Annotated in this window: 12 protein-coding genes; 2 read left to right on the forward strand and 10 right to left on the reverse strand. The window is 37.2% G+C overall.

Translation table 11 applies throughout. The features are described 5' to 3' along the window. Positions 1-290: 290 nt before the first annotated feature. From ABE34_RS12100 to ABE34_RS12125, 6 genes are all read right to left on the reverse strand, one after another. Complete coding sequence (locus ABE34_RS12100) at positions 291-1325, reverse strand: DUF916 and DUF3324 domain-containing protein (RefSeq protein WP_197142826.1); 1035 nt, start codon at positions 1323-1325, stop codon at positions 291-293. Positions 1326-1537: 212 nt separating this feature from the next. Further along, entirely contained in the window at positions 1538-2293 is a 756-nt protein-coding gene (locus ABE34_RS12105; protein WP_206700789.1) for a WxL domain-containing protein, read from the reverse strand. A 19-nt stretch (positions 2294-2312) separates the two neighbouring features. Then, positions 2313-3086, reverse strand: a complete 774-nt coding sequence (locus ABE34_RS12110) for a WxL domain-containing protein (RefSeq protein WP_197142827.1) — start codon at positions 3084-3086, stop codon at positions 2313-2315. A 1071-nt stretch (positions 3087-4157) separates the two neighbouring features. Then, positions 4158-5027, reverse strand: a complete 870-nt coding sequence (locus ABE34_RS12115; protein ID WP_241747259.1) for a GNAT family N-acetyltransferase — start codon at positions 5025-5027, stop codon at positions 4158-4160. A 468-nt stretch (positions 5028-5495) separates the two neighbouring features. Further along, on the reverse strand, positions 5496-7328 hold the full coding sequence (locus tag ABE34_RS12120) for an ABC transporter ATP-binding protein (protein WP_197142828.1): 1833 nt from the start codon (positions 7326-7328) through the stop codon (positions 5496-5498). After that, positions 7328-9049 carry an ABC transporter ATP-binding protein gene (locus ABE34_RS12125; protein ID WP_197142829.1) on the reverse strand — a complete coding sequence of 574 codons (1722 nt, stop codon included), beginning with the start codon at positions 9047-9049 and terminating at the stop codon, positions 7328-7330. The genes ABE34_RS12120 and ABE34_RS12125 overlap by 1 nt, the downstream gene beginning before the upstream one ends. An 835-nt stretch (positions 9050-9884) precedes the next feature. On the opposite strand from ABE34_RS12125, the gene ABE34_RS12130 reads away from it, so the two are divergent. Beyond that, positions 9885-11906 (forward strand): EAL domain-containing protein, encoded by a 2022-nt coding sequence (locus tag ABE34_RS12130; RefSeq protein WP_197142830.1) that lies wholly within the window; start codon positions 9885-9887, stop codon positions 11904-11906. A gap of 430 nt (positions 11907-12336) precedes the next feature. Here ABE34_RS12130 and ABE34_RS12135 read toward each other — a convergent pair whose 3' ends face one another. Next, positions 12337-12804: a threonine/serine exporter family protein gene (locus ABE34_RS12135; protein ID WP_197142831.1), complete on the reverse strand. Its 468-nt coding sequence runs from the start codon at positions 12802-12804 to the stop codon at positions 12337-12339. 12 nt (positions 12805-12816) lie between these two features. Further along, positions 12817-13569: a threonine/serine exporter family protein gene (locus ABE34_RS12140; protein ID WP_197142832.1), complete on the reverse strand. Its 753-nt coding sequence runs from the start codon at positions 13567-13569 to the stop codon at positions 12817-12819. Between the two features lie 261 nt (positions 13570-13830). Between ABE34_RS12140 and ABE34_RS12145 the strand changes: the two genes are divergently transcribed. Continuing rightward, positions 13831-15243: a polysaccharide deacetylase family protein gene (locus ABE34_RS12145; protein WP_197142833.1), complete on the forward strand. Its 1413-nt coding sequence runs from the start codon at positions 13831-13833 to the stop codon at positions 15241-15243. A 46-nt stretch (positions 15244-15289) separates the two neighbouring features. On the opposite strand, the gene ABE34_RS12150 is transcribed toward ABE34_RS12145, so the two are convergent. Beyond that, a complete protein-coding gene (locus ABE34_RS12150; RefSeq protein WP_241747258.1) occupies positions 15290-17386 on the reverse strand; it encodes a beta-propeller domain-containing protein in 2097 nt (698 codons plus the stop codon). Positions 17387-17706: 320 nt separating this feature from the next. Continuing rightward, the gene (locus tag ABE34_RS12155; protein ID WP_197142834.1) at positions 17707-20937 is read right to left on the reverse strand and encodes a collagenase; all 3231 of its coding nucleotides are present in this window, start codon (positions 20935-20937) and stop codon (positions 17707-17709) included. Between the last annotated feature and the right edge of the window lie 44 nt (positions 20938-20981).

A 20981-nucleotide genomic window follows, 5' to 3' on the forward strand; every position in this document is an offset into this window, starting at 1 on the left:
GGCAGAAAATAATAACGAAACAATGAAGCTAATCGTATACTGATCACTTTGCTTATCTTTTCATTTCTTCAAATTAACTTTTTCTTTTAACAAGTGATTCATCTGAATTTTATTGATTCACTTGCTAAAAAACCAATCGCTATTAAAAGCTTGTCGTAATCAGCGTTAGCCGATACACGCCTCCATCCTGCATCTCAGAAACATAAATTGGTGCGTCATTTTTCTAAAACGAAAAGTTAGCAAACTGACCGGTACAGCTACTTCCAGAACAAAGGCGTATGTTTGATCCATTAATTATTCATTTCTTCTTGTTGTTTCTTCTGTTTCTTTTTGCTATAAAATATATAAAATAGTAATCCTGCTACTAGAAGAATTAGCAATCCTACCAAATACGCTAGATAGTTCGGACCTTCAATGGATACATCTGTTGCGTTAAATTGCTTTACTTCTTCTGCTTTAATGGTAAAATCCTTCTCAAATTCCCATGATTCTTTGCTCGACTTAGCCTTTACATGTAACGTATAAGTTCCCGTTTTGAATTTTTCACCATTTAGTGGAATCGGGTATTTAAAGTTTGAATTTGGCGCCATCTGCATGTCTTGTTTTTTCGCTTCATAGAGCACCTCTTTTTTCCCTTTTTCCATAACTTTTGCATCCACTTCAAAACGGTTTAAATACGTTGCTGTTGGATTTTGAAGCGTTGCATTAATGACGTTACGCGCATTCACTTGTCCAGCTTTCACATCGTGTAATTGTAAATCTTGCTTCACTACTTCAACTGTTTCTTGTAGGGTAATACCAACTACATAAGCATATTTATTTTCAATACTGACACCTTTATTTGGTTCCTCGGTATTTTTTGACGCTACTTTCTTCTCTTGTAATGTAATACCGCCCGCTAAAATCCCATCAAATTCTTCTTCTGGCATCGTTACATGTAACTGTAAATCCTTACTTCCCTTAGCTGGAATCGTCACTTCCTTCTCTGTTTCTATTAAATCTCCTAATTCATATGGCAATGTAGAATCAGATTCAGCACTTGTAGGGCCGTACTCTACAACTCCATTAATATTCGTTGTAGCAGAATGAATGATCGGCTCAATGACGACATCCTCATCTGTATTATTTTTTAATTGAATCGTTAATGTCTGCTTTTGATTAGGCTTCATACTTAGATTGAAATAAGATTTTTGTTTATCAATTTGGTTGTCTGGAATGACAGTATAGACACCAAAATTAAATTCAGATGCAGACGCAAATGGTGTTAACGATACGAGGCTTACCATCAATAGTCCAATTATGGTCAATAACGTATTTTTCTTCATATTTTCTACCATCCTTACTACTTAAAAATCGTCAAAGATTTAAAGTAGCAACAGGATGTCACGAAGGTGTGGCACTCCTGTCGCTACACGATTAACTCGCGCTTGTTGCAAATCGAATTAGCGGGAGTTTATACGGGTTTTTATCTGTATCTCACAATATTGCAATGATATGATAGGATACTATTTTTGACAGTCTCCCATTATGATTTATATTATTCTTGTCCTGGTGTATCTGTCAGTGTCCATGTTAATGACGTAGCATATTTTTCTGCATACTTTGTCGTTGAACCAGGAATAGAAAGTTCAATACTATTTGCTGCTGTAGTGTCATCACCAAATACTAGTAGGTAAGTACCGTTGCCTTCTCCTGCTTTTGCAGACATAATATTTTCAGCTACACCCGTTCCATCCGGTTTTAGACTAAATGTAGATTTTTTAATAGAAGGTTTTGGGGATGCAGATGCTGTATTCACCCAAGCATTTTTGAACGTAATTTCAGCACCTGTTAGTACCTTACCTGAAGTGCTCTTGAATTGACCGTCCTGTTTCACCTGCAGTGACCAACCTGCATCTTTACCACGACTATCTGTCACTTGTACATAGTTCGGACCGTCGCCACGGCCCCCAAATTTTTGCGCTTCTGCCTTGTAAACTTGTTCGGTAGAAGTAATTTTTTGCTTACCAAATGTTAAGCTAGAAGCATAGTCAATACTTAATGGACCAGGTGTTCCTGGCTTTGGTCCGTTTGGATCAGTTGGATCTACTGGATCTACTGGATCTGGATTTTCTGGATTAGTCGGATCTACTGGCGGTGTTACGGTGCCAGTAGCTGGTTCAAATTCGATAATTGCATTCGATTGATACACTCCACCATCTGCTGCATAAGAAGTGATGCTTCCTCCTAATACCAAACCTGTTAACATCGTTGTTGCTACGCCTAGTGCTTTTATATTCGTATTGATTTTCATATTTCATCATCCTTTATTATTATTTGTTACCTGGAACATCCGATAAGTTCCATATTAATTTTGTACTGTATGTAACAGCATCTTTTGGCGTTTTCCCTGGAATAGAAAGGGAAATCGCTTTGTTTTTTTGTACTTTCTCACCTTTATCATTCGTCACCTCATCTACCTGTCCCCAAAGGTTTACCCAAAGGCCAGCCCCTTCATTTGGGCCTGCTGACATGACAGGTGAATCAGTTCCAGGAACTAACGTAATTACTTTTGCTTTTGGTGGTGTCACCTGTGTTTTACCTGTGACAGTTGGACTTTCAAATTTGATTTGCGCGCCAGTTAATTTTTTATTTTGCGTTTTGGCATTAGCAAACTGATCTTCTTGTTTAACTGTTAATGTCCATCCGGCATTTAATCCGCGATTATCTGAGATTTGCACATAGTTCGGTACATATTTACTTTCTCCACCAGAACGGATCAACTGTGCATTCGCATAATAAGTCTTATCTTTATTCGAGATTTCATTAATACCAAAATTGAGATTCGATACAAAATCAATGCCTAATGGGCCTCCAGTTCCTGGTCCTGGTGGTACTCCTGGATCTATCGGATCTACTGGATCCACTGGCTTACCTGGATCTGGATCAGTCGGATCTACCGGGCCTTGCGTATCTTCATTCGGGATAAATGTCACCGCTCCATTCGACACGTGTTCTTTTTCTTCTGCCGAAGCAAATAGCGGTGAAATAGCCAGACCACTTAGTACAGTAGCGATTGCTGCAACTTGCATAGTCTTTTTCTTCAATGGTTAAATTCTCCTTTCGTGTATTTTTTATATTTACGTATTAGATCAAATGCTAATACGATAAATAACACTTCTAAATAGCTGAATACAAATCGACTATTTTTTAAATAATTTGTAATAAAATTACATTCAAGAAGTAAAAAAGGGCGTCCTCTTATTTTTCATTGTATTTTTATTTATATTTACGTATCAGATCAAATGCTGCTACGGTAAATAACAATCCAGAAAATGTTATTCTTAGATAAGATACATCCCTCATTTGAGGGTTTTTTTAGCCTCTATCAAGGACTTGCCATTAAGCCTTAGATGAAAAAGAAGTAGTTAGAAACATCACTATTATTACTGAAAATACTAATTTATTTACTTTTTACACTTAACATATACCTCAATCTGAACTTCTTTAAACCTATTTTTTCTTTTTAATACCTTTTTTCTTTTCATCACTTGCAATTACCGATTGTAGCGTATTTTACAACACAATAAAAATCAACTTTTGTTGCTTTCCTAGCATAATTTGATAATGGCGAATTTCGAATGTGTCGTCTTAAAAATCACACTTTGTTTGAATGTTTTTTAAAGGGTATACAATTGATGTTGCTATTACTACGCTATTTTTCAAAAATATTACATTATAAGTGGCAACGGTATCACCTTCTGTCTTCTTAGCAATAGGCCTGATTAAAACTCCCTATTTTCATACTGTTTTTGAAAGATTATTCCATCTTGAATCAAAATAAAAAGGGTTTCTTTATCGGACATCCTTTTATCTTTTAATGATCTGACTTATTAAGCGTAAAACCTTCCAGAAAAAGATGCAAATCAACTTTTGTTCACTTTTGAACAAATTTTGATAAACTGTTTATTTGAACGATCGCGAGTATTCTTTTCAACCTTTTTATTCAGGATTGAATGGATGTTTCCTTGTATTCCCTTTGAAAGAAAGAGTAATCTATCATTGTATGTAGTTCGTTCTATCTTCATTTGAAGACCCCGCTTCCTAACTCAGTATTTTGACTTCGTGAACATAAAAAAAGTGAGAAGCGATGCTAAAGCATACTTCTCACTCTTTATTTATTGTTTTACAAAATAGTCTATTTGCTGAGCCTTCATAAAACCGGCCTTCTCATAAACAGAAAGCGCCTTTCGATTGTCGATTTCTACATCCAGCATGACGCATTTCGCACCAATTTCGTTCGCATAATTTTTAGAAAATGAAAGCATCGCAGTACCTATCCCTTGCCCCTCACAAGTTGGATGCACTGCCAATGCTGTTACCCATTGAATTTCATTTTCTTGGGCAGTCGTCACGGTTCCCACAACTTTTCCTTCTTTACGTGCTACCCACAGCTTTCTTCCAGTCGTTGACGTATTAAAAGCGATGAGCTCCTCAGACTCTTCAGGTAGATCTCCAAACGCTGCACTATAAATAGCAATCAGCTCTGCCTGTTCATCTGTATAAGGAATAATTTCGATATCATCCTTTAATTCTACTGACTCTGCTTTTGTTTCTAACGTGGCTTCTGAAAAGCTATATGTAAAGCCCTTCTTTTCAATAAACGTGTGTCCAAAAGGTGAGCCATCGATCACTACCGCCAATTGACCTTCTGCCCCACGCTCCTCGAGGCCTGCCTGTAAAACATCTACTAAAGCTGTTCCAATTCCTTTTTGACGGTACGTAGGTGTTACAACTAAAGACCATTCATATGTATGAAGCCCCATTAAATCGATTGCACTAGCAGCACCCACTAAGACATCTTTATCATCTTCATAAGCAAGTACCATAAAGCCCTTCGTTTCAAAGGAACTCGCCATAGGCAAACTCATAGCCGTTTCATAGACGCGATAGTCATTTATAGTCGCTTCTTCACACAATAATTTTAATTCATTTAATGTTTCCCCATCTAACGGAAAAGACACTGTCATCACTGAAATATTCATCATTTACTCCGTTCTTGTATCAAACTATTGCCCTATTGTAGCAAGAAAGAAAATAATCTTGCAACAAAATAAATTTGATACTTCTAATTATTAACAATCTTACTTCAAATATAGTGAAATTAAAAGTTTTATATGATTATTGACGGTTATAATGACTGAAAGTTACTAGAATTAGGTATGTATTTTTATACACACCTATTTATCTGAAGATCCGATTTCTACTGCGAATGAACGTTTAATCGCTCCCTCACCTAGGCAAAATATTATCTTTAAATCTTCTATCGGCCAATAATAAACCTCTATTTCCCATTTTGTTATTATCCATAATTATACTGTTTTTATAGATAAATTACATTTAAAATTTAAAATGATATGCTATTCCAACTAAAAAAGAGCAATCCCAAAAATTTTGGAATTACTCTTACTTATGTTTAAGGAATGAAATTTATACCTACATCGTTTCGTTCCCCCCTACTCGTCAAGATGATGGGACGAAGATTGTAGCATCTGCGCATAAATGCCACCGGATTCCATTAACTCTTGTTGAGAGCCCGCTTCGACTAACTCACCTTTGTTCAGTACAAGCACCATATCGGCATTATGCACAGTATTCAAACGGTGCGCAATAACAAAGCTTGTGCGTCCCTGCATTAACAGATCAAGAGCCTCTTGAATCGCAAGCTCCGTAACAGTATCAATACTACTTGTCGCCTCATCCAATAATAAAACTTTCGGGTCAGCAATCAATGCTCGTGCAATGGACAATAACTGCTTTTGACCTTGCGAAATGCCACTTCCATCTGCGGCAAGTACAGTGTCATAGCCGTCCTTTAGCGACATGATAAAATCATGTGCATTTGCACGCTTTGCTGCTTCCTCTATCTCCTCATCACTAGCATCTAATCGACCATAACGAATATTTTCACGTACAGTTGCCTCAAACAAAAACGGATCCTGTAAAACAAAGGCCATTTGAGAACGCAATGCTTGTCGATCGATTTGCTGAACATTAACACCATCAAATAAAACCTCACCCTTTGATACTTCATAAAATCTTGCAATCAGCTGCAAAATCGTTGTTTTGCCTGCTCCGGTAGCCCCAACAAGAGCGACCGTTTGTCCAGGCTCCACGTTAAAATGAATATCCTTTAACGTGTAGGCTTCCTCTTTTTGCTCATATTTAAAGTACACATGCTGAAAACTCACTTGTCCTACTAGCTTATGCTTTTGCGCTGAAGCTGCCTCTTCTTCAGGCAGTTCATCCAGGAGCGCAAATACACGCTCCGCACCAGCAATTGCTGACAGTACGGTATTAAATTGATTGGCTAAATCATTTAATGGTCGTGTAAATTGCCTTGCGTATTCTGTAAAAATAACAATGACGCCGATGGACACATGCCCGTAAAGAGCAAGTACACCGCCAATACCAGCTACAATGGTAAAGCTCATGTTGTTTAAAAAGTTCATGACCTTTGGAATATAGCCAGAGTATGTTTGTGCCCAAAAGCCTGTTCTTTTTAATCGTACACTTTTTTCGCGAAACTCCTCTTTCATTCGTTCTTCTTGCGAGAAAGCTTTCACAATTCTCTGGCCCGAAATTGTTTCTTCAATCATGCCATTTAGAGCCCCTATGGCTGCTTGCTGTTCCTTAAATAATGGTGCAGTTCTCCGTGTAATCCAACGCATCGCCCAAAACATAATCGGTATAATCGTCATCGTTAATACCGTTAGTAAAGGACTTAAGCTTAGCATTATGATGACTGTTCCCGTCAGTGTTAATACACTTGAAAATACTTGGATAAAGGAGCTATTTAATGTGGTGCTAACGGCTTCAATATCATTCGTCATCCGACTCATTAATTCTCCATGCTGACGACGATCGAAAAAGGCAATCGGCAGTTTTTGAAAATGTTCAAATACACTCGTTCGTAATCGATAAATGGTTTGTTGAGCAATACCAATCATCCAAAAGTTTTGCAAAAATAACGATATGGCTAATAGCGCATAAATGCCGATTAACAGCAGTATTCCCTTCTCTAGTCCCGCCTGCTCTCCGTGCATTACGTACATGTCAATCATTTTACCGATTACATACGGCCCAAGAAGAGCCAACATGGAACTCACAAAAACAAGTAAGAGTACGATCAGTAGTAGTACACGTTGTTCATCAACTATTTTCCATAAACGTAGCAGTGTACTTTTCCAATTTGTCGCACGAGGTCCCTTCTTTTTCTTAACCGTTTGCTTCACATCATCCTTCGTCAAAATCGGCTCATAGCCAAAAGGTTTTTGGAAAAATCCCATTATTCCTCCACCTCCTGTTGGGAGATTGCGATTTTTTTATAGAGCGCTGACGTTTGCAGAAGCTCTTCATGCGTCCCGTATGCGACTACTTTTCCTGCATCGATGAGTAAAATACGATGTGCACCTTTCGCTGTCCGAATTTTTTGAGTGACGACTAACATTGTTGCTTGTTCTTCACTCAAAGCCTCCCATAATGCCTGCTCCGTTTTTACATCAAGCGCACTTGTACTATCATCAAGCATCAATATATTCCCTTTTCTTAATAACGCTCTTGCAATCGATAATCTTTGCTTTTGTCCACCTGAAAGATTAACACCCTTCTGACCGACTCTTGTCTCGTAACCATTCGGGAAATCTTCCACAGAAGCATGGATTTGTGCTTGCATGATCGCGTGTAGCACTGCATCCATGTCAGCCTCTGCATCGCCCCAACGAACATTATCAGCAATGCTTCCTGTAAATAATAAAGACTGTTGCGGAACATAGCCGATTGTTTCGCGCAGCTCTTGTAAATCCCATTGCTGTACATCTTTCCCCTCTACTACGATTTTGCCTTCTGTCACATCGTAGAAACGTGGGATAAGCTGTAATAGCGTTGATTTCCCTGCACCGGTTGCCCCCATAATGGCCAGCTTTTCACCCGATTTCACTCGGAAGCTTACATCGGAAAGCACAGGTGCATCTTCCCCAGGATACGTAAAGCTTACATGTTCAAAAGCTAATTCCCCAACATTCAAGTCATTCGATGATTTCTCTGAAGATGTTGGTAGTTCAACCTCATTTTCAGTCGAAAGAACTTCTGCCATTCGCTCCGCCGACGCTTTTGCACGCGCATAAAAAATAATAATAAAGGCAAACATCGAAAACGAACCTGTCATACGCATGGCATAATTGACAATGGCCACTACATCTCCAAGTGGTGTTGTACCGGACGCTATTTGTTTTGTCCCAAACCACAGCACCGCGAGTAAACTCATATTCATGATGAATAACAATACAGGCATAATATATTCCATTGTGCGTAGAGCTTTTACTGTATCTATTTTTAAGCGCGAGGCAACTTCATCAAAGCGTGAGGCTTCATAGGCACCTCGTAAATAAGCTTTCACCAAACGAATAGCCTGTAAATTTTCCTGCAATACTCGATTCAAACGATCTACTCGCTTTTGCACGTGTCCAAAATAAGACACACCTTTTGCCACCATAACAATAAGAAAAATAAAAATAATCGGTGCGCCAATAACTAGAAACAACGCTAGTTTAGCGTTTACAACAAAAGCCATAATGATGCTGCCAACTACGGCAAGTGGTGCACGAAGCATAATACGTAAACTCATAAATAGCACCGTTTGAACTTGCGTCACATCATTCGTTAACCTTGTTATAAGGGAAGCCGTAGAGAACTTTTGATAAGTAGCTAATGTAAAGGACTGTATTTTTTCAAACAATGCATTTCGTAAATCAAAGGAAAAACTCTGTGCTGTATGCGATGAAAAATAGGAATTAACGACACCAGCTATAAAAGCTACGAAAGATAAGGCCAGTAATACCATTCCCCATTGCCAAATCATGCCTTGATTTTGAGCCCGCACGCCATCATCTATAATTTTCGCCATGATCAATGGCTGCGCGAGCTCCACAAACAATTCCAACAGCATTAAACAAAAAGCGATAAACGCTGTCCATTTATAAGGCTTTACATAGGAAAAAACTTCTTTCATATCCTTCCCCCTTCTTCTTTATAAGGGAGTTCCAAAAATCGGCAAGGAACTACCATACTATATTTTTTGCTTTCCCTTCACCTATTAGAAAGTATGCTTGCCCCAACTAAAGCATATTAAAGCGATCATAAAGCATGTAACCTTAAAATCTGTGAAAACGAGCCACAGATTTGCCTGCCAAATTCAACTAATAAAGCCTTATGCCAGTCCTCCTAAAAGCATTCCCCCTGCCGACAACAAGCAGGAACGCCCGGGAACAATATGTAGAAGGAAAACATGAGAACATCCGCTACTCCCCAATAAGACTTTGCTACTAACTATTGAAGCGTCAATTGAAGCGTTCGATAGTAGGATGAATAGACCTACCCCTATATCCATAATCCCTATTACTTGATATTTTGGTGGCTATTTCTTTAAACTAAGAGAGACATAAGCAATATAAGTACCAAAAATTGTAACAAAGTAGCGAATACAGAAATACTTCCGTTGATTGCTGGCAAATGCCGGTATATCTTTTTTAGTAAACAATCAATATGTAAATAATATAATACTTGCAACCGATACACGAATTGTTCACATAAAAAAGGGTGTTACTCCCTATATCATCGCATCTGAGACAGTAAATACTATTCCTTTAAAGCGTTATACACACCTCTTGCTCCCTATATATATACTAAAAAATGTTATTTTTCTTCAAATCTTTCCATGTTTTTCGTTAAAAAAGTCCTTATATTTTTTATTATCAAATATTTACAATCATATTCATAATGACTAATTCCTGATAATTAACTATAATAATAGTATATATAGATTACTCAAGGAGATCGAATAAATCATGAGTCATATGCATAAATCATTTACCATTGATGAACATTATTTAAATTCACTTCCTTTTCCTGCAATTGTCATGAATCAAGATGGACAAGCTATACATTTGGGAAAGCTTGCTGAACAGCTATTTGGTTTTTCAGCTACTACTATTAAAGAACATACCGCTTCATTCATTCACGAAAATTTACTACGTCAGCTTTCATTAGAAAAATTTCAAACCATTTTACAAAATGATGACAGTACGTATATCAATCAAATTCAACTGAAAACGTATACAAACGAAGAATTTAACTCAGCGCTGCTAGCTAAACCATTTACTGAACAAGGCGAGCGTTTCGTCCTTATGATGTTTATACTACCTGAATTAATGATCAATTCTGTCTCAAACTGCGGTACTCTCGCAAAATTAAAACAAGGTTTGGACTCGACATTTATGACCGTGACAATGGATCATGATGGGTTCATTTTAGAGTGTAATGCTGAATTTCTAAAAACGAGTCAGTGGACACCAAAACGTGTGATTGGTAAAACGTTCTGGCAGCTATTCCCTGATAATAAGGAAAGTGAAAAGATTACAAATACCATTTGGCGTAATTTAAACAATGGCCAAACGTGGCAAGGCGAAATCGAAAAAGTTACAAAAACAGGTCAATCTTATTGGGTACTACTCACAGCTATCCCAACATTTGATATCGAAACAAATGAACAACAATTTTTATTGATTGAAAAGGATATCACGAAGTCTAAGTCCATACAACATCAGCTTGAAAAAATCGCTTATATCGATACAGAAACAGGTCTTATGAATGCACACCGTCTCGAAAAAGTGATTTCCAACATGATTGATGATGAAAGAAACTTCTCTTTCGTCTATTTAAGTATTGATAAATTTTATACATTAAAAGAGTTACATGATCAGCAAATTGACCAAAGTCTTATTGTAGAGTTTACAAATCGTATAAAAATGTACTTCCAAGATAGCACAATGGCACGTATTAACGAAAATGATTTTGTCGTGATTACACCATTAAGTGAATGGTTCATTCAAGGCTTCCTGTCTTACTTACAACAACATCCAATTTATAACAGTAATGTAGCTGTCCCTATTTCTATTAGTGGCGGGATTACACGTTATCCAGAGGATCAAACTACATTCTCCCAACTAATGAAGGCATCTATTGCTACTATTACAACTGTCCGTGAAGCCGGTGGCGATAAAATCGTCTCCCTATCCAAAGCAACACATAAAGCATTAAATCGTAAAGCTTTAATTGAAAAACGTTTACTTCAGGCTCTTGACCAAAAAAATCTAAAAGTCCTTTATCAGCCGCAAATTGATGTTACTTCAGGTAAAATCACAGCTGCAGAAGCACTAGTTCGTTGGGAAGATGAAGTAATAGGCGTTGTCTCACCAGATGAGCTCATTCCAATTGCGGAGGAAACAGGTCTTATTAATAATATCGGTTCCTTTATGCTAGAAAAAGCTTGTGAGCAGGCACTGATCTGGAAAAGAGCTGGACTTGATTTAAAAGTATCTATTAACTCTTCTGTACGCGAATTCCGTGATAAAAACATGGCAAAGTCCATTCTTGAAACGTTAGCGAAAACAGGTTGTCCAGCAAACCTTATTCAAATCGAAATTACCGAGAAATTTGCCCTCGAAGCAGAAGCTGCTAGCTTTATCACACAGCAAATGCGTAAGCTTGAAAATGAAGGGATTGCCTTTATACTAGATGATTTCGGTACCGGATATGGCTCATTTAGATATATGCAAATTCTACCGATAGATACATTGAAAATCGATAAAACATTTACAAGCTCTCTATTAAAATCTGAGAAAACCCAAAAACTTATGAACGGTATGGTGCAACTCGGAAAATCTATGGAGCTTAAAGTTGTCGCTGAAGGTGTCGAAACTGCTGAACAAGCAGATCTTTTGATTTCTTATGGCTGTGATGCGATTCAAGGCTACTATATTAGTAAACCAATTCATGCTGAAGAAATTGAAGCTCTATTCGCTAAATAGTTAATTTTAAAAGGAGGTTACGTTTTAAGAACGTATCCTCCTTTTTGTTGTTGAAAAGCTATTATGTTAATGAAGGTAAGTAACTCCTCGGCAAAGTGAGGGTTGGTTTCCGTTCCGGCTAGGCGCTTTGTTGCTGACGCTTCGCTTTCGCTACAGGGTCTCGGGCCAATACGATGTTGGTCACGAAGGCGTTATCACAGGACGTGATGCTTTTAGCCTTCGTTCCTCTATTGCTGATCCCCGCGAATCGCCCAGCCTCCACTCCAATCAACTTATTTTCATCGCATTCTTTTTAAAAATTTCTCTCCCTAGCTTTTAACTCGGGAGCGACACCTTCAATGTTTCTCCTGTACAAAATTAGAGGAGGTTACGTTTAGAACGTAACCTCCTTTTTTTATTAATCTATTGCTCTGGCTTTTGATGTAAAACCTTATTTCTTATAGACCTTTTTAAATGTCTCCTTACTGGTACGGACGGAACGGAAAATTAGCTGTATCAGTACTTCAGCAAACACAAGTCCCATAACGATGGCACCGGTAATTAAAAATGCCTTAAATCCATACTGTAGCCCTTGTATATAATCAGCTTCTACAACATTTCTCATTGCATTGTAAGCCATGCCTCCCGGAACTAACGGGATAATCCCACCAACAATAAAAATAATCATCGGCATTTTGAAGCGTCGTGCATACAAATGGGCAACGATTGCAATGATGAAAGAGCTAAAGAATGAGGCATATACGATATCCATGCCATGCTCTGTTAGGATGAAGTAAATCATCCAGCCTACTACCCCAACAAAACCACAATAAATGAGGTTTTTTCTCGGTACATTAAATATAACTCCGATACCCGCCGTCGCAAAAAAGCTAAGAATCAACTGTATGATATAGTCCAAGTCGTATTCCTCCTAAAACGATAGAGTGACGGCAATAGCTGCACCGATTGCAAAAGCTGTTAAAAAGGCCTCTACGCCCTTCGCCATCCCTGACATAAAATGACCTGCTATTAAATCCCGAACTGCATTCGTGATCAAAATACCTGGTACTAGTGGCATAACAGAACTAATAACAATTTTATCTATTTCCGTACCATGGCCATATTTCACTGAAAAGACAGCAATCGTTCCTACTACTAATGAAGCAGTAAATTCTGAGAAAAATTTCACTTTTGTTAAGTCATTTATCAATAAAAGCACTAGGAATCCTAACCCCCCTGCCAAACAGGCAAAAAGGAAATCAGACCATACCCCCTTAAACATTATAAGGAAACAACCACTCGCAAGAGCCGCTGAAATGACTTGAATATATGTTGGTAAAAAATAATTTGTTTTTTGTATCGACTTTAGCTCGTCATAAGCTTCTTCTAATGTTATCATGTGAGATGTGAGTCTCCGAGATACTGAATTTACCAAGGCTATTTTTTGTAAATCTGTTACCCTGTTGGAAATCGATGTAATTCTCGTTGGCTGTGTCTTGCCTAACGAAAATATGATTCCTGTGGGTGTGGCATAACATTGCGCATCCAGCATATTTTGAGAACATGCCATACGTAGCATTGTATCCTCTACACGATATGTTTCTGCACCACTTTCAATCATAATTCGCCCCGCAAGCAATAAGCAGTCAATCGTAAATTCATTATCCACTTCATGTAAAACCATTACAGTTAACTACCTCCTTTAAAAGGTTCCTTGCCAATAGTATCGAACTGCAAATAAAAACTCAACTAAAAATTTCAACTTTTAACACAAAAGTAATTTAGCTTACATATGATGAAAACTATAAGCTAATGAGTCATTTATTCATGAGGATTGTTTATCAAAAATTTATAGCAAAACTTCGTAGATTCGTATAACTTTTTCAATGACTAACACGTCTGATTGTATAGAAAAATAAATACGGAAAGGAGCGTATCCATCAAAATGCCGGAACGCAGAAAAAAACGCGGCCCAATGATTGATTTCCTATTAATTGGCCTCATCATTTCATTAACGACTATTATTTTAGTCATTATCCTATCAAAGGATGACTTTAAGTTTCAAAAAATCAGTGCCTCAAAAGAGACAGAAACAGAAACAGATTCAATAACGAGTAACCTATCCACTGAAAGCTCTGCGTTTCCGGGTATACGTATTGTAACCGATGTTTCAAATGATAAGCGAACACCTTTTGCTATTCACTATCCAGAAACAGATAATAAAGCTTTTAATGATGCTGTACTAAAGTACATAACGGATTCAAAAGAAAACTATCTGTCATCTATGAAAAAAAATAAAGATAAAGAGGCAATGGGTGAGCTGAATATTAGTTTGGAAACTTTCCCATACCAGAAGCACTACTATTCCTTTGTGCTAACAAAAACGTTGTATACAGGTGGAGCCAATCCCGATATTTCAACAAAAACATTCTTTATCAATCATGAAACTGGTAAATTAATTTCCATTGAAACATTGTTAAATAACGACGAAAACAACTTATCTGCATTAGCTACTTATGTACGTAAGGACTTACAACAAAATCCTAAGTTAAAGGAAGAGCTTTTCAAGGATGATGTAATCAAGTCAACTGAACCGAAGTGGTCTAACTTCCATCGCTTTGCTATCGTTGATAATTCGTTACAATTCTATTTTGATGAGTATGAGATTACTAGCGGAGCAGCTGGTCCACAAACTGTGAAGCTTCCCCTTTCACTTATCAATCCGTTGTTAGCCTCTGAATTCCAGATTGCTATGCAAAAACCAACGAAGCCAGTAAACGTAGGTGATCCAAATCAAAAACGTATTGCCTTAACTTTTGATGATGGTCCACATCCAAAGGTTACTGAACAGATTTTAAATACGCTCGATAAATATAACGCAAAAGCTACCTTCTTTATGCTTGGTAGTCGCGTACAATATTACCCTGATATCGCAAGAGATGTACTTGCAAGAGGACATGAAATCGGTAATCATTCATGGGACCATCCTGTATTAACAAAACTGTCACTAGAGCAGGCAGTGAACCAATATACATCTACATTTGCAGAGATTGAAAAGGCAATTAATCACAAACCAACTGTATTTAGACCACCGTATGGTGCAACAAACGATACGATTAACGCTCAAATTCCAATTCCTGTCGTTTTATGGTCAATCGATACATTAGACTGGAAGCATCGCAATGCACAACAGCTTCTACCTAATGTTAAAAATAATGTACACAATAACGCCATTGTCTTAATGCATGATATTCATCAATCGACTGCCGACGGTCTTGATGCCGTACTTGCTTATTTACAAGGGCAAGGCTATGAATTCGTGACAGTATCGGAAATTCTTCCATATCGTCAAAAATAATTAAAGAAAAAGTCCAATAAACTCAAGGTTTATTGGACTCTTTTCATTATTTAATTGTTAATGTATCAAGTGGTTTAAAGTCTTTTAGTTGATAACTCTTTACTTCATTGCGAGCTACTGTGTAAAGAGCGTCATCTATATAGACTACTCGCTGTACAAGCTGCTCCCAGTTTTCATACTGATCGCCCTTGCTTTTATTAAAGATGTTTCCTTTGAGTACGATGCCTTTATCTGCTGTGATTTCATAGATTTGTGCGCCTTGACCTTTGTAGACAATTTCATCGCCTTTGCCTGCATCATACAGGACAACTGGGAAACCAAAGTAATTGTATTCCTGGTTGCGGAATAAAGCTTTAGGGTTGTATTGAACATCGGAGTACGAACCTTTGCCACCGATTTTTACGGTTGATTGTTCCTTTGGATGTTTGAAATCTGACACATCAAATAATGACATTTTCATATTTGTTGTCACCGTAAAATTACGTTTCGTATAGGTATCATAGCGTTGCTCCGTATCATAGCCAATGCCTATTAAATGGGTATCGTCTAATGGGTGTAAATAGTTACTAAAGCCCGGAATCTTTAGCTCCCCTAGCACAGTTGGCTTTTTCGGGTTTGCTACATCAATTACAAACAGTGGATCCACTTGTTTAAATGTTACTACATATGCTTTTTCGCCCATGAAGCGTGCAGAATACACTTTTTCACCAGGAGCTAAATCTTTTACAGCACCTAGCTGCTGTAATTTATTATCTAAAATAAATAGGTGATTTTTTGATAGTTGTTGTTCATCCCATGCATTTCCTTCCGTTGTAACGATGCGGAAATTACCTTTGTATTCATCCATTGAGTATTGATTTAACACGGATCCTTTTACTTCCGTAGTACCTACAAAATTCATGTCAGTTCCATCAACATTCCATTTAAAAACTTGTGTATTCGTTGTTCTTGGCATCCAGATTCTATCCATAATGATGCCAGCAGCAGGCACGATATTTCCGTCATAAATAGGTGTTGTTAAATAAAGTGCATTCTCCGACATATAAAGTCCACTACTGCCACCTAAGTATCCTTTCGTATTCGCCGTTTTCTGAGCACCATTTTTTAAATCCACCGCTGTCATTAAGCTATATGTTCCATCCATTGTATTTGGTAAAATAGAAATTTTCTCTAGAGGTAAACTTTTATATTCTTTTCCTTCTACACTATCATATGTTTTTGGTTTTAAATCTGGTGCTTTTTTCTCTCTAAGCATCCAATAATTCGGATGCATATTACCTATTAAATATAATGTGTCATTTGTAATTCGAATATCTTGTAAATACCCCTCTTGCCCCACTTCACGTATTAGCTTTGGATTTTTTGGATTTGAAATATCATATAACGAAGCTTTCGTCATGCTCGTGCCCATTTTTTCTAAATATTCATCGCTAATTGCTATTAATAAATGGTCGTATACTGCTAGCTTCGAAATATATTGGGTTTCCTTCATTTTGATCGTTGTTGCTAGCTTTAAATTTTTCGGATCTTTAGCATCCACTACAGTAATGTTCTGATCTTTTACAGCGTAAATATAGCCATCTTTGACAACGACTATATCCCCCTCCTCCACGCCCTCTACTTGATTGTTCGTTGTCGAGGAGTCGTTCGAACTAGATTTCTCATCTTTTGCCTCAACTTCTGTAGTTACTTCATATTCTCGCCCTTTTTTTGAATTCGCTAAAAGTGTTTCAAAATATTGTTGTAGCTCTTTCTCTGATTTGACGGCTTCCAGCTTTTCAATAATGGTGAACGCTATTTCTTGCGATGTTGTTTTAGGTCCACCTAGCACAAACGCTTCTTTCTTCACATGTAATTTATAGCTACCGGGTGTTAAATCGCTGATGAGAATTGTCTTATTATCCTCTGCCAATTCGACAGTGGCCGTTACCTTTTGATTTTTGCTATTTGTTACGTAAACATTGTCTTCTGTTATTTTGCTTGCCTTTAGTGCCTTCGTAAAGGATACTTGCCAGTTATGAGTTGTTTTACTCTCATTTGTAGTCTCTGCCTCCACTTTTGGGGTCGACATGAGCGTAAAAATTCCTGGCAAAATAGCTAGTACGATGATGATTAGAAATGCTAGCCACTTATTTTTCATCATTTTTCCTCCCTTTCAATCAATTTCGCCTTGGCGTAATTGCGTCTGGATTTTGAATTGTGCCCGCACAATTCATTCCTCTCAAAATCCATGACATCCGCCGGAGGCTTTATCTTCATTCAGTAGGTGTTTGGACACCCACCAAAAACGAATCACATCCTGATTCGACTCACCTCTTCAGAGATACACGTCTTCTACTGAATGAAGATAAAAGTTGTTTATTATTTAGACTACTTAAGAGCGAAAGAGTTACATTATTCTGAAATTTTTATCGGTAAAAAACGAGAGGTCGTTAATCCCTCTCGTTTTCAAATTAGCTTCTACTATTGTACTGTTACCGAATATGAACCATTTTCATTATCAAATTTATAAATGTATAAATAATATTTGCCTGGTTTCGCATTATATTTACCTTTTATACTATTTCCATCTTCTTGTCCATATGCTACGTAATTTCGCATATCAGACTCATGACAAAGCACCCATGTCATGCCAATTTGATTTTCATTCAGGACAGAAATATCGATTTCTTTTGGAGACGTAACATCAAATGTGTATACATCCGTATGATCATCACCCATCAAGCTACCTTTTAAAGACTTATTAAATGGAATCATATTCGCTTCTTCTGGACGATTATTTGGTTCTAGCTCTGTTTGTGCACTATTTTGTACATTTACTGTATATGTCCCGTTTTCATTATCAACTTTATAAATATATAGATGATACTTTCCTGGTTCCGCATGAAGTTTACCTTTTATACTATTTCCATCTTCCTGCCCATATGCTACATAATTTTGCTTATCAGACTCATGATAAAGCACCCATGTCATGCCAATTTGATTTTCATTTAAGACAGAAATATCGATATCTTCTGCAGCTGTAACATCGAATGTGTATACATCCGTATCATCATCACCAACCAAATCACCTTTTAGAGGCGTATTAAATGGAATGACCTTCGCTTCTTCTGGATGAGGTTTCTCTGTTTGTGCGCCCTTCCGTACAGATACAATTGTACGATCTTTACTTTCTATTCCCTTATCATTTTTCACTGTTAATGTCACATTATATGTGCCATCTTTTTCGTATACATGAGTAGGGTTTGCCTCGTCACTCGTTTTGCCATCACCAAAATCCCAAAGGTAAGAAACGATTTTTCCATCCTTATCTTTTGAACCATCGCTCTTGAACTGGATTTCTTCATTTTCGACTCCAGCATATGGACCATTGATATTTACAATAGGCGCTTGTTGATCTTCTTCATCCGTCGCAACGCCATGGAAAACAATATCATATTCAAATTGGTTTGCTGCATTTACACGGTAGTTGACGAAATACGCAGTCACTGTTTTATAGCCGCTCCACTCTTTTTGCGACAGCTGTTCCAGTACTTGGTTCACTTGCTTACTCATCGTTTTCCAATCGTTAGATTCACCTTGTGTTTCACTACCTACATACGTACCTTCGAGTGTAAATGTATTAAAGAATTGAGACTTATGTTTTGTCATTTTTACATCTTTTACGTTAGCAACTTCGGCAATTTCTTGCTCCACTTCGCTTAACGCTTTTGGTGTATGTTCCACTAAATAATCTTCTGCTACTTGTGGCACCTCGTATTTTTCTTGATTATCAATCAATTGCTGCATATAGGCTTGGTATTCCGTATTCAGTTGTGAATCTTTACTTAAAGAGTCACGGTACGCATCATAATTTGTCACATCGTTCGCACGAATTAAATCTTGAATTCTATCAAATGTCTCAAATTGATGAGTATACATATAAGACTGTAGTGCAAATGAATAGTTATAAAAATCCCATGATCCATATTTTGCAAACAAGGTCTGTTTAGCTGTATAGCGTTGAGATGGGTCAGATGACAATCCACTAATAATACTATTACGTGGGACAACATCATTTGTACGTGTTGATCCTGCAAAGAATTCTGCATTTCCTTCTTGGAACCATGTTAGTCGTTCGTTTTGATACATATCACCTGTCCCGAATAAACCAGGAACCTCGTATCTTCCTTGTAAATAATGTGTGAATTCATGGCGGAACAACTCTTCTAAACTATAAATACTTTGCTCCGGCGTACGTTCATATGTAAAGAACGTTCCCTTCTCTTCAATATAGATACCGCCATTATTAGTTTCATAGCCGTACAATTGACGGTTTAATCGATATTGATCTGGAGAGTCATAAATGACAACTGTTAATACATCGTCAGCATTGCCTGGCTCTAGTGCTTTATCATTCCCAATGACACGGTGATATTGTGCTTTTACTTCTTTTGCAGCCCAGTATAATCTTTGAATCTTGTCATCTGTTACGTTAGCTCCCGTCTTAAAGACAATCGATCCATTATCAAATGTATATGTTTTCGGTAAATACTGCTTCTTGCCCTCTTCACGCATTTTCTCTAAATCTACTGCATTTCCACTATAGTCTTTTCCACCATAATTTGTAGTAAGTTGCTCTACTGCTACAAAGTAAGCCTCACTTAAATATGGATACATATGCATCGCTTGTGTAACAACTTCTAAACCTATATCCGGATTACTATGGAATATTCCTAAACGCCCTGCATAATAAATACCATTATTAATTAACCAACTATTGTTATCTGTCACATTATGTAAAAGGGCAATTTTATTCACTTCATTTATAAAACCATCAATCTTTCCATACCATATCGACGTATTAGCTTCTTTACGTTCATCATGCAAATACGACTGCAAGTCAAAATCTATCCCATGTATTAAATCATATATAGCTTGTCCTTTTAAAGAATCGCGTTCATATGCAGAGAGATTTTCATTATACTGTTTTAAAATCTTCGTAACATTTTGAACTGTTTCCGCATCACTAGAAGCATTACCGATTAATTTCCCGTAGGCGGATATCACTTTATCTTGTTCACCTGTACCAAGTTTAAAGTTCGGATTATTAGCTATTTCTTTTAATGCTGGTAAACACTTATCCTGGAAACTTCTCTCGTTTAAATAACTTAGTTCCTTATTATAAAATCCTAAATAAAAAGCAGAACGCAATACCTCAACAAATGTTTCAATACCTTTTGAATCATCTTTCGTAAAAGAACTTCCTCTTTTCCCTAATTCATCGATGATCACTTGCATGAGCTCTTTATTTTGATAAAAGGCTTTTGTTTCCTCATTGAACTGGAATAGGTCTGTAATTTGATACCAATGAATATTTCCTAGCGTGTCAATTAACTCACTATCGCTCATTTTAGTAAGCTCTGCCGTCGAGTACTGTTCTTGCAATTGCTTCGTTTCAGCAAGCTTTATAGTTGGAGCTGGGTGTTCCGAAAAATCGCCAATTTCCAACCGTTTTTCAAATGACAATGTTTCATCAGCCGTTGTAGAATGTGTAACTTCATCATTCAAAGTCACTATGCCGGCAGGCTTCATTTGTAATACATTATAAGGCGTTTTTTCTGCTGCTGATGCTTCTGCTTGTAACGCTCCGAACGACAGTGCCATTGTACTTACTCCAAGTAACACTTGATTTAGTTTTAATTTTTTCTTCATAAAAAATCCTCCTATGGTACTACATTTATAAATCGGTAATACGT

Source organism: Lysinibacillus sphaericus (assembly GCF_015844675.1).
Taxonomy (GTDB): domain Bacteria; phylum Bacillota; class Bacilli; order Bacillales_A; family Planococcaceae; genus Lysinibacillus; species Lysinibacillus sphaericus_E.

What these genes read in the sequence shown, in the direction of transcription:
- ABE34_RS12120 (WP_197142828.1), bottom strand. Translation starts at nt 7,328, where the DNA reads ATGGGATTTTTCCAAAAACCTTTTGGCTATGAGCCGATTTTGACGAAG.
- ABE34_RS12130 (WP_197142830.1), top strand. Translation starts at nt 9,885, where the DNA reads ATGAGTCATATGCATAAATCATTTACCATTGATGAACATTATTTAAAT.
- ABE34_RS12100 (WP_197142826.1), bottom strand. Translation starts at nt 1,325, where the DNA reads ATGAAGAAAAATACGTTATTGACCATAATTGGACTATTGATGGTAAGC.
- ABE34_RS12140 (WP_197142832.1), bottom strand. Translation starts at nt 13,569, where the DNA reads ATGGTTTTACATGAAGTGGATAATGAATTTACGATTGACTGCTTATTG.
- ABE34_RS12125 (WP_197142829.1), bottom strand. Translation starts at nt 9,049, where the DNA reads ATGAAAGAAGTTTTTTCCTATGTAAAGCCTTATAAATGGACAGCGTTT.
- ABE34_RS12105 (WP_206700789.1), bottom strand. Translation starts at nt 2,293, where the DNA reads ATGAAAATCAATACGAATATAAAAGCACTAGGCGTAGCAACAACGATG.
- ABE34_RS12150 (WP_241747258.1), bottom strand. Translation starts at nt 17,386, where the DNA reads ATGATGAAAAATAAGTGGCTAGCATTTCTAATCATCATCGTACTAGCT.
- ABE34_RS12115 (WP_241747259.1), bottom strand. Translation starts at nt 5,027, where the DNA reads ATGATGAATATTTCAGTGATGACAGTGTCTTTTCCGTTAGATGGGGAA.
- ABE34_RS12145 (WP_197142833.1), top strand. Translation starts at nt 13,831, where the DNA reads ATGCCGGAACGCAGAAAAAAACGCGGCCCAATGATTGATTTCCTATTA.
- ABE34_RS12155 (WP_197142834.1), bottom strand. Translation starts at nt 20,937, where the DNA reads ATGAAGAAAAAATTAAAACTAAATCAAGTGTTACTTGGAGTAAGTACA.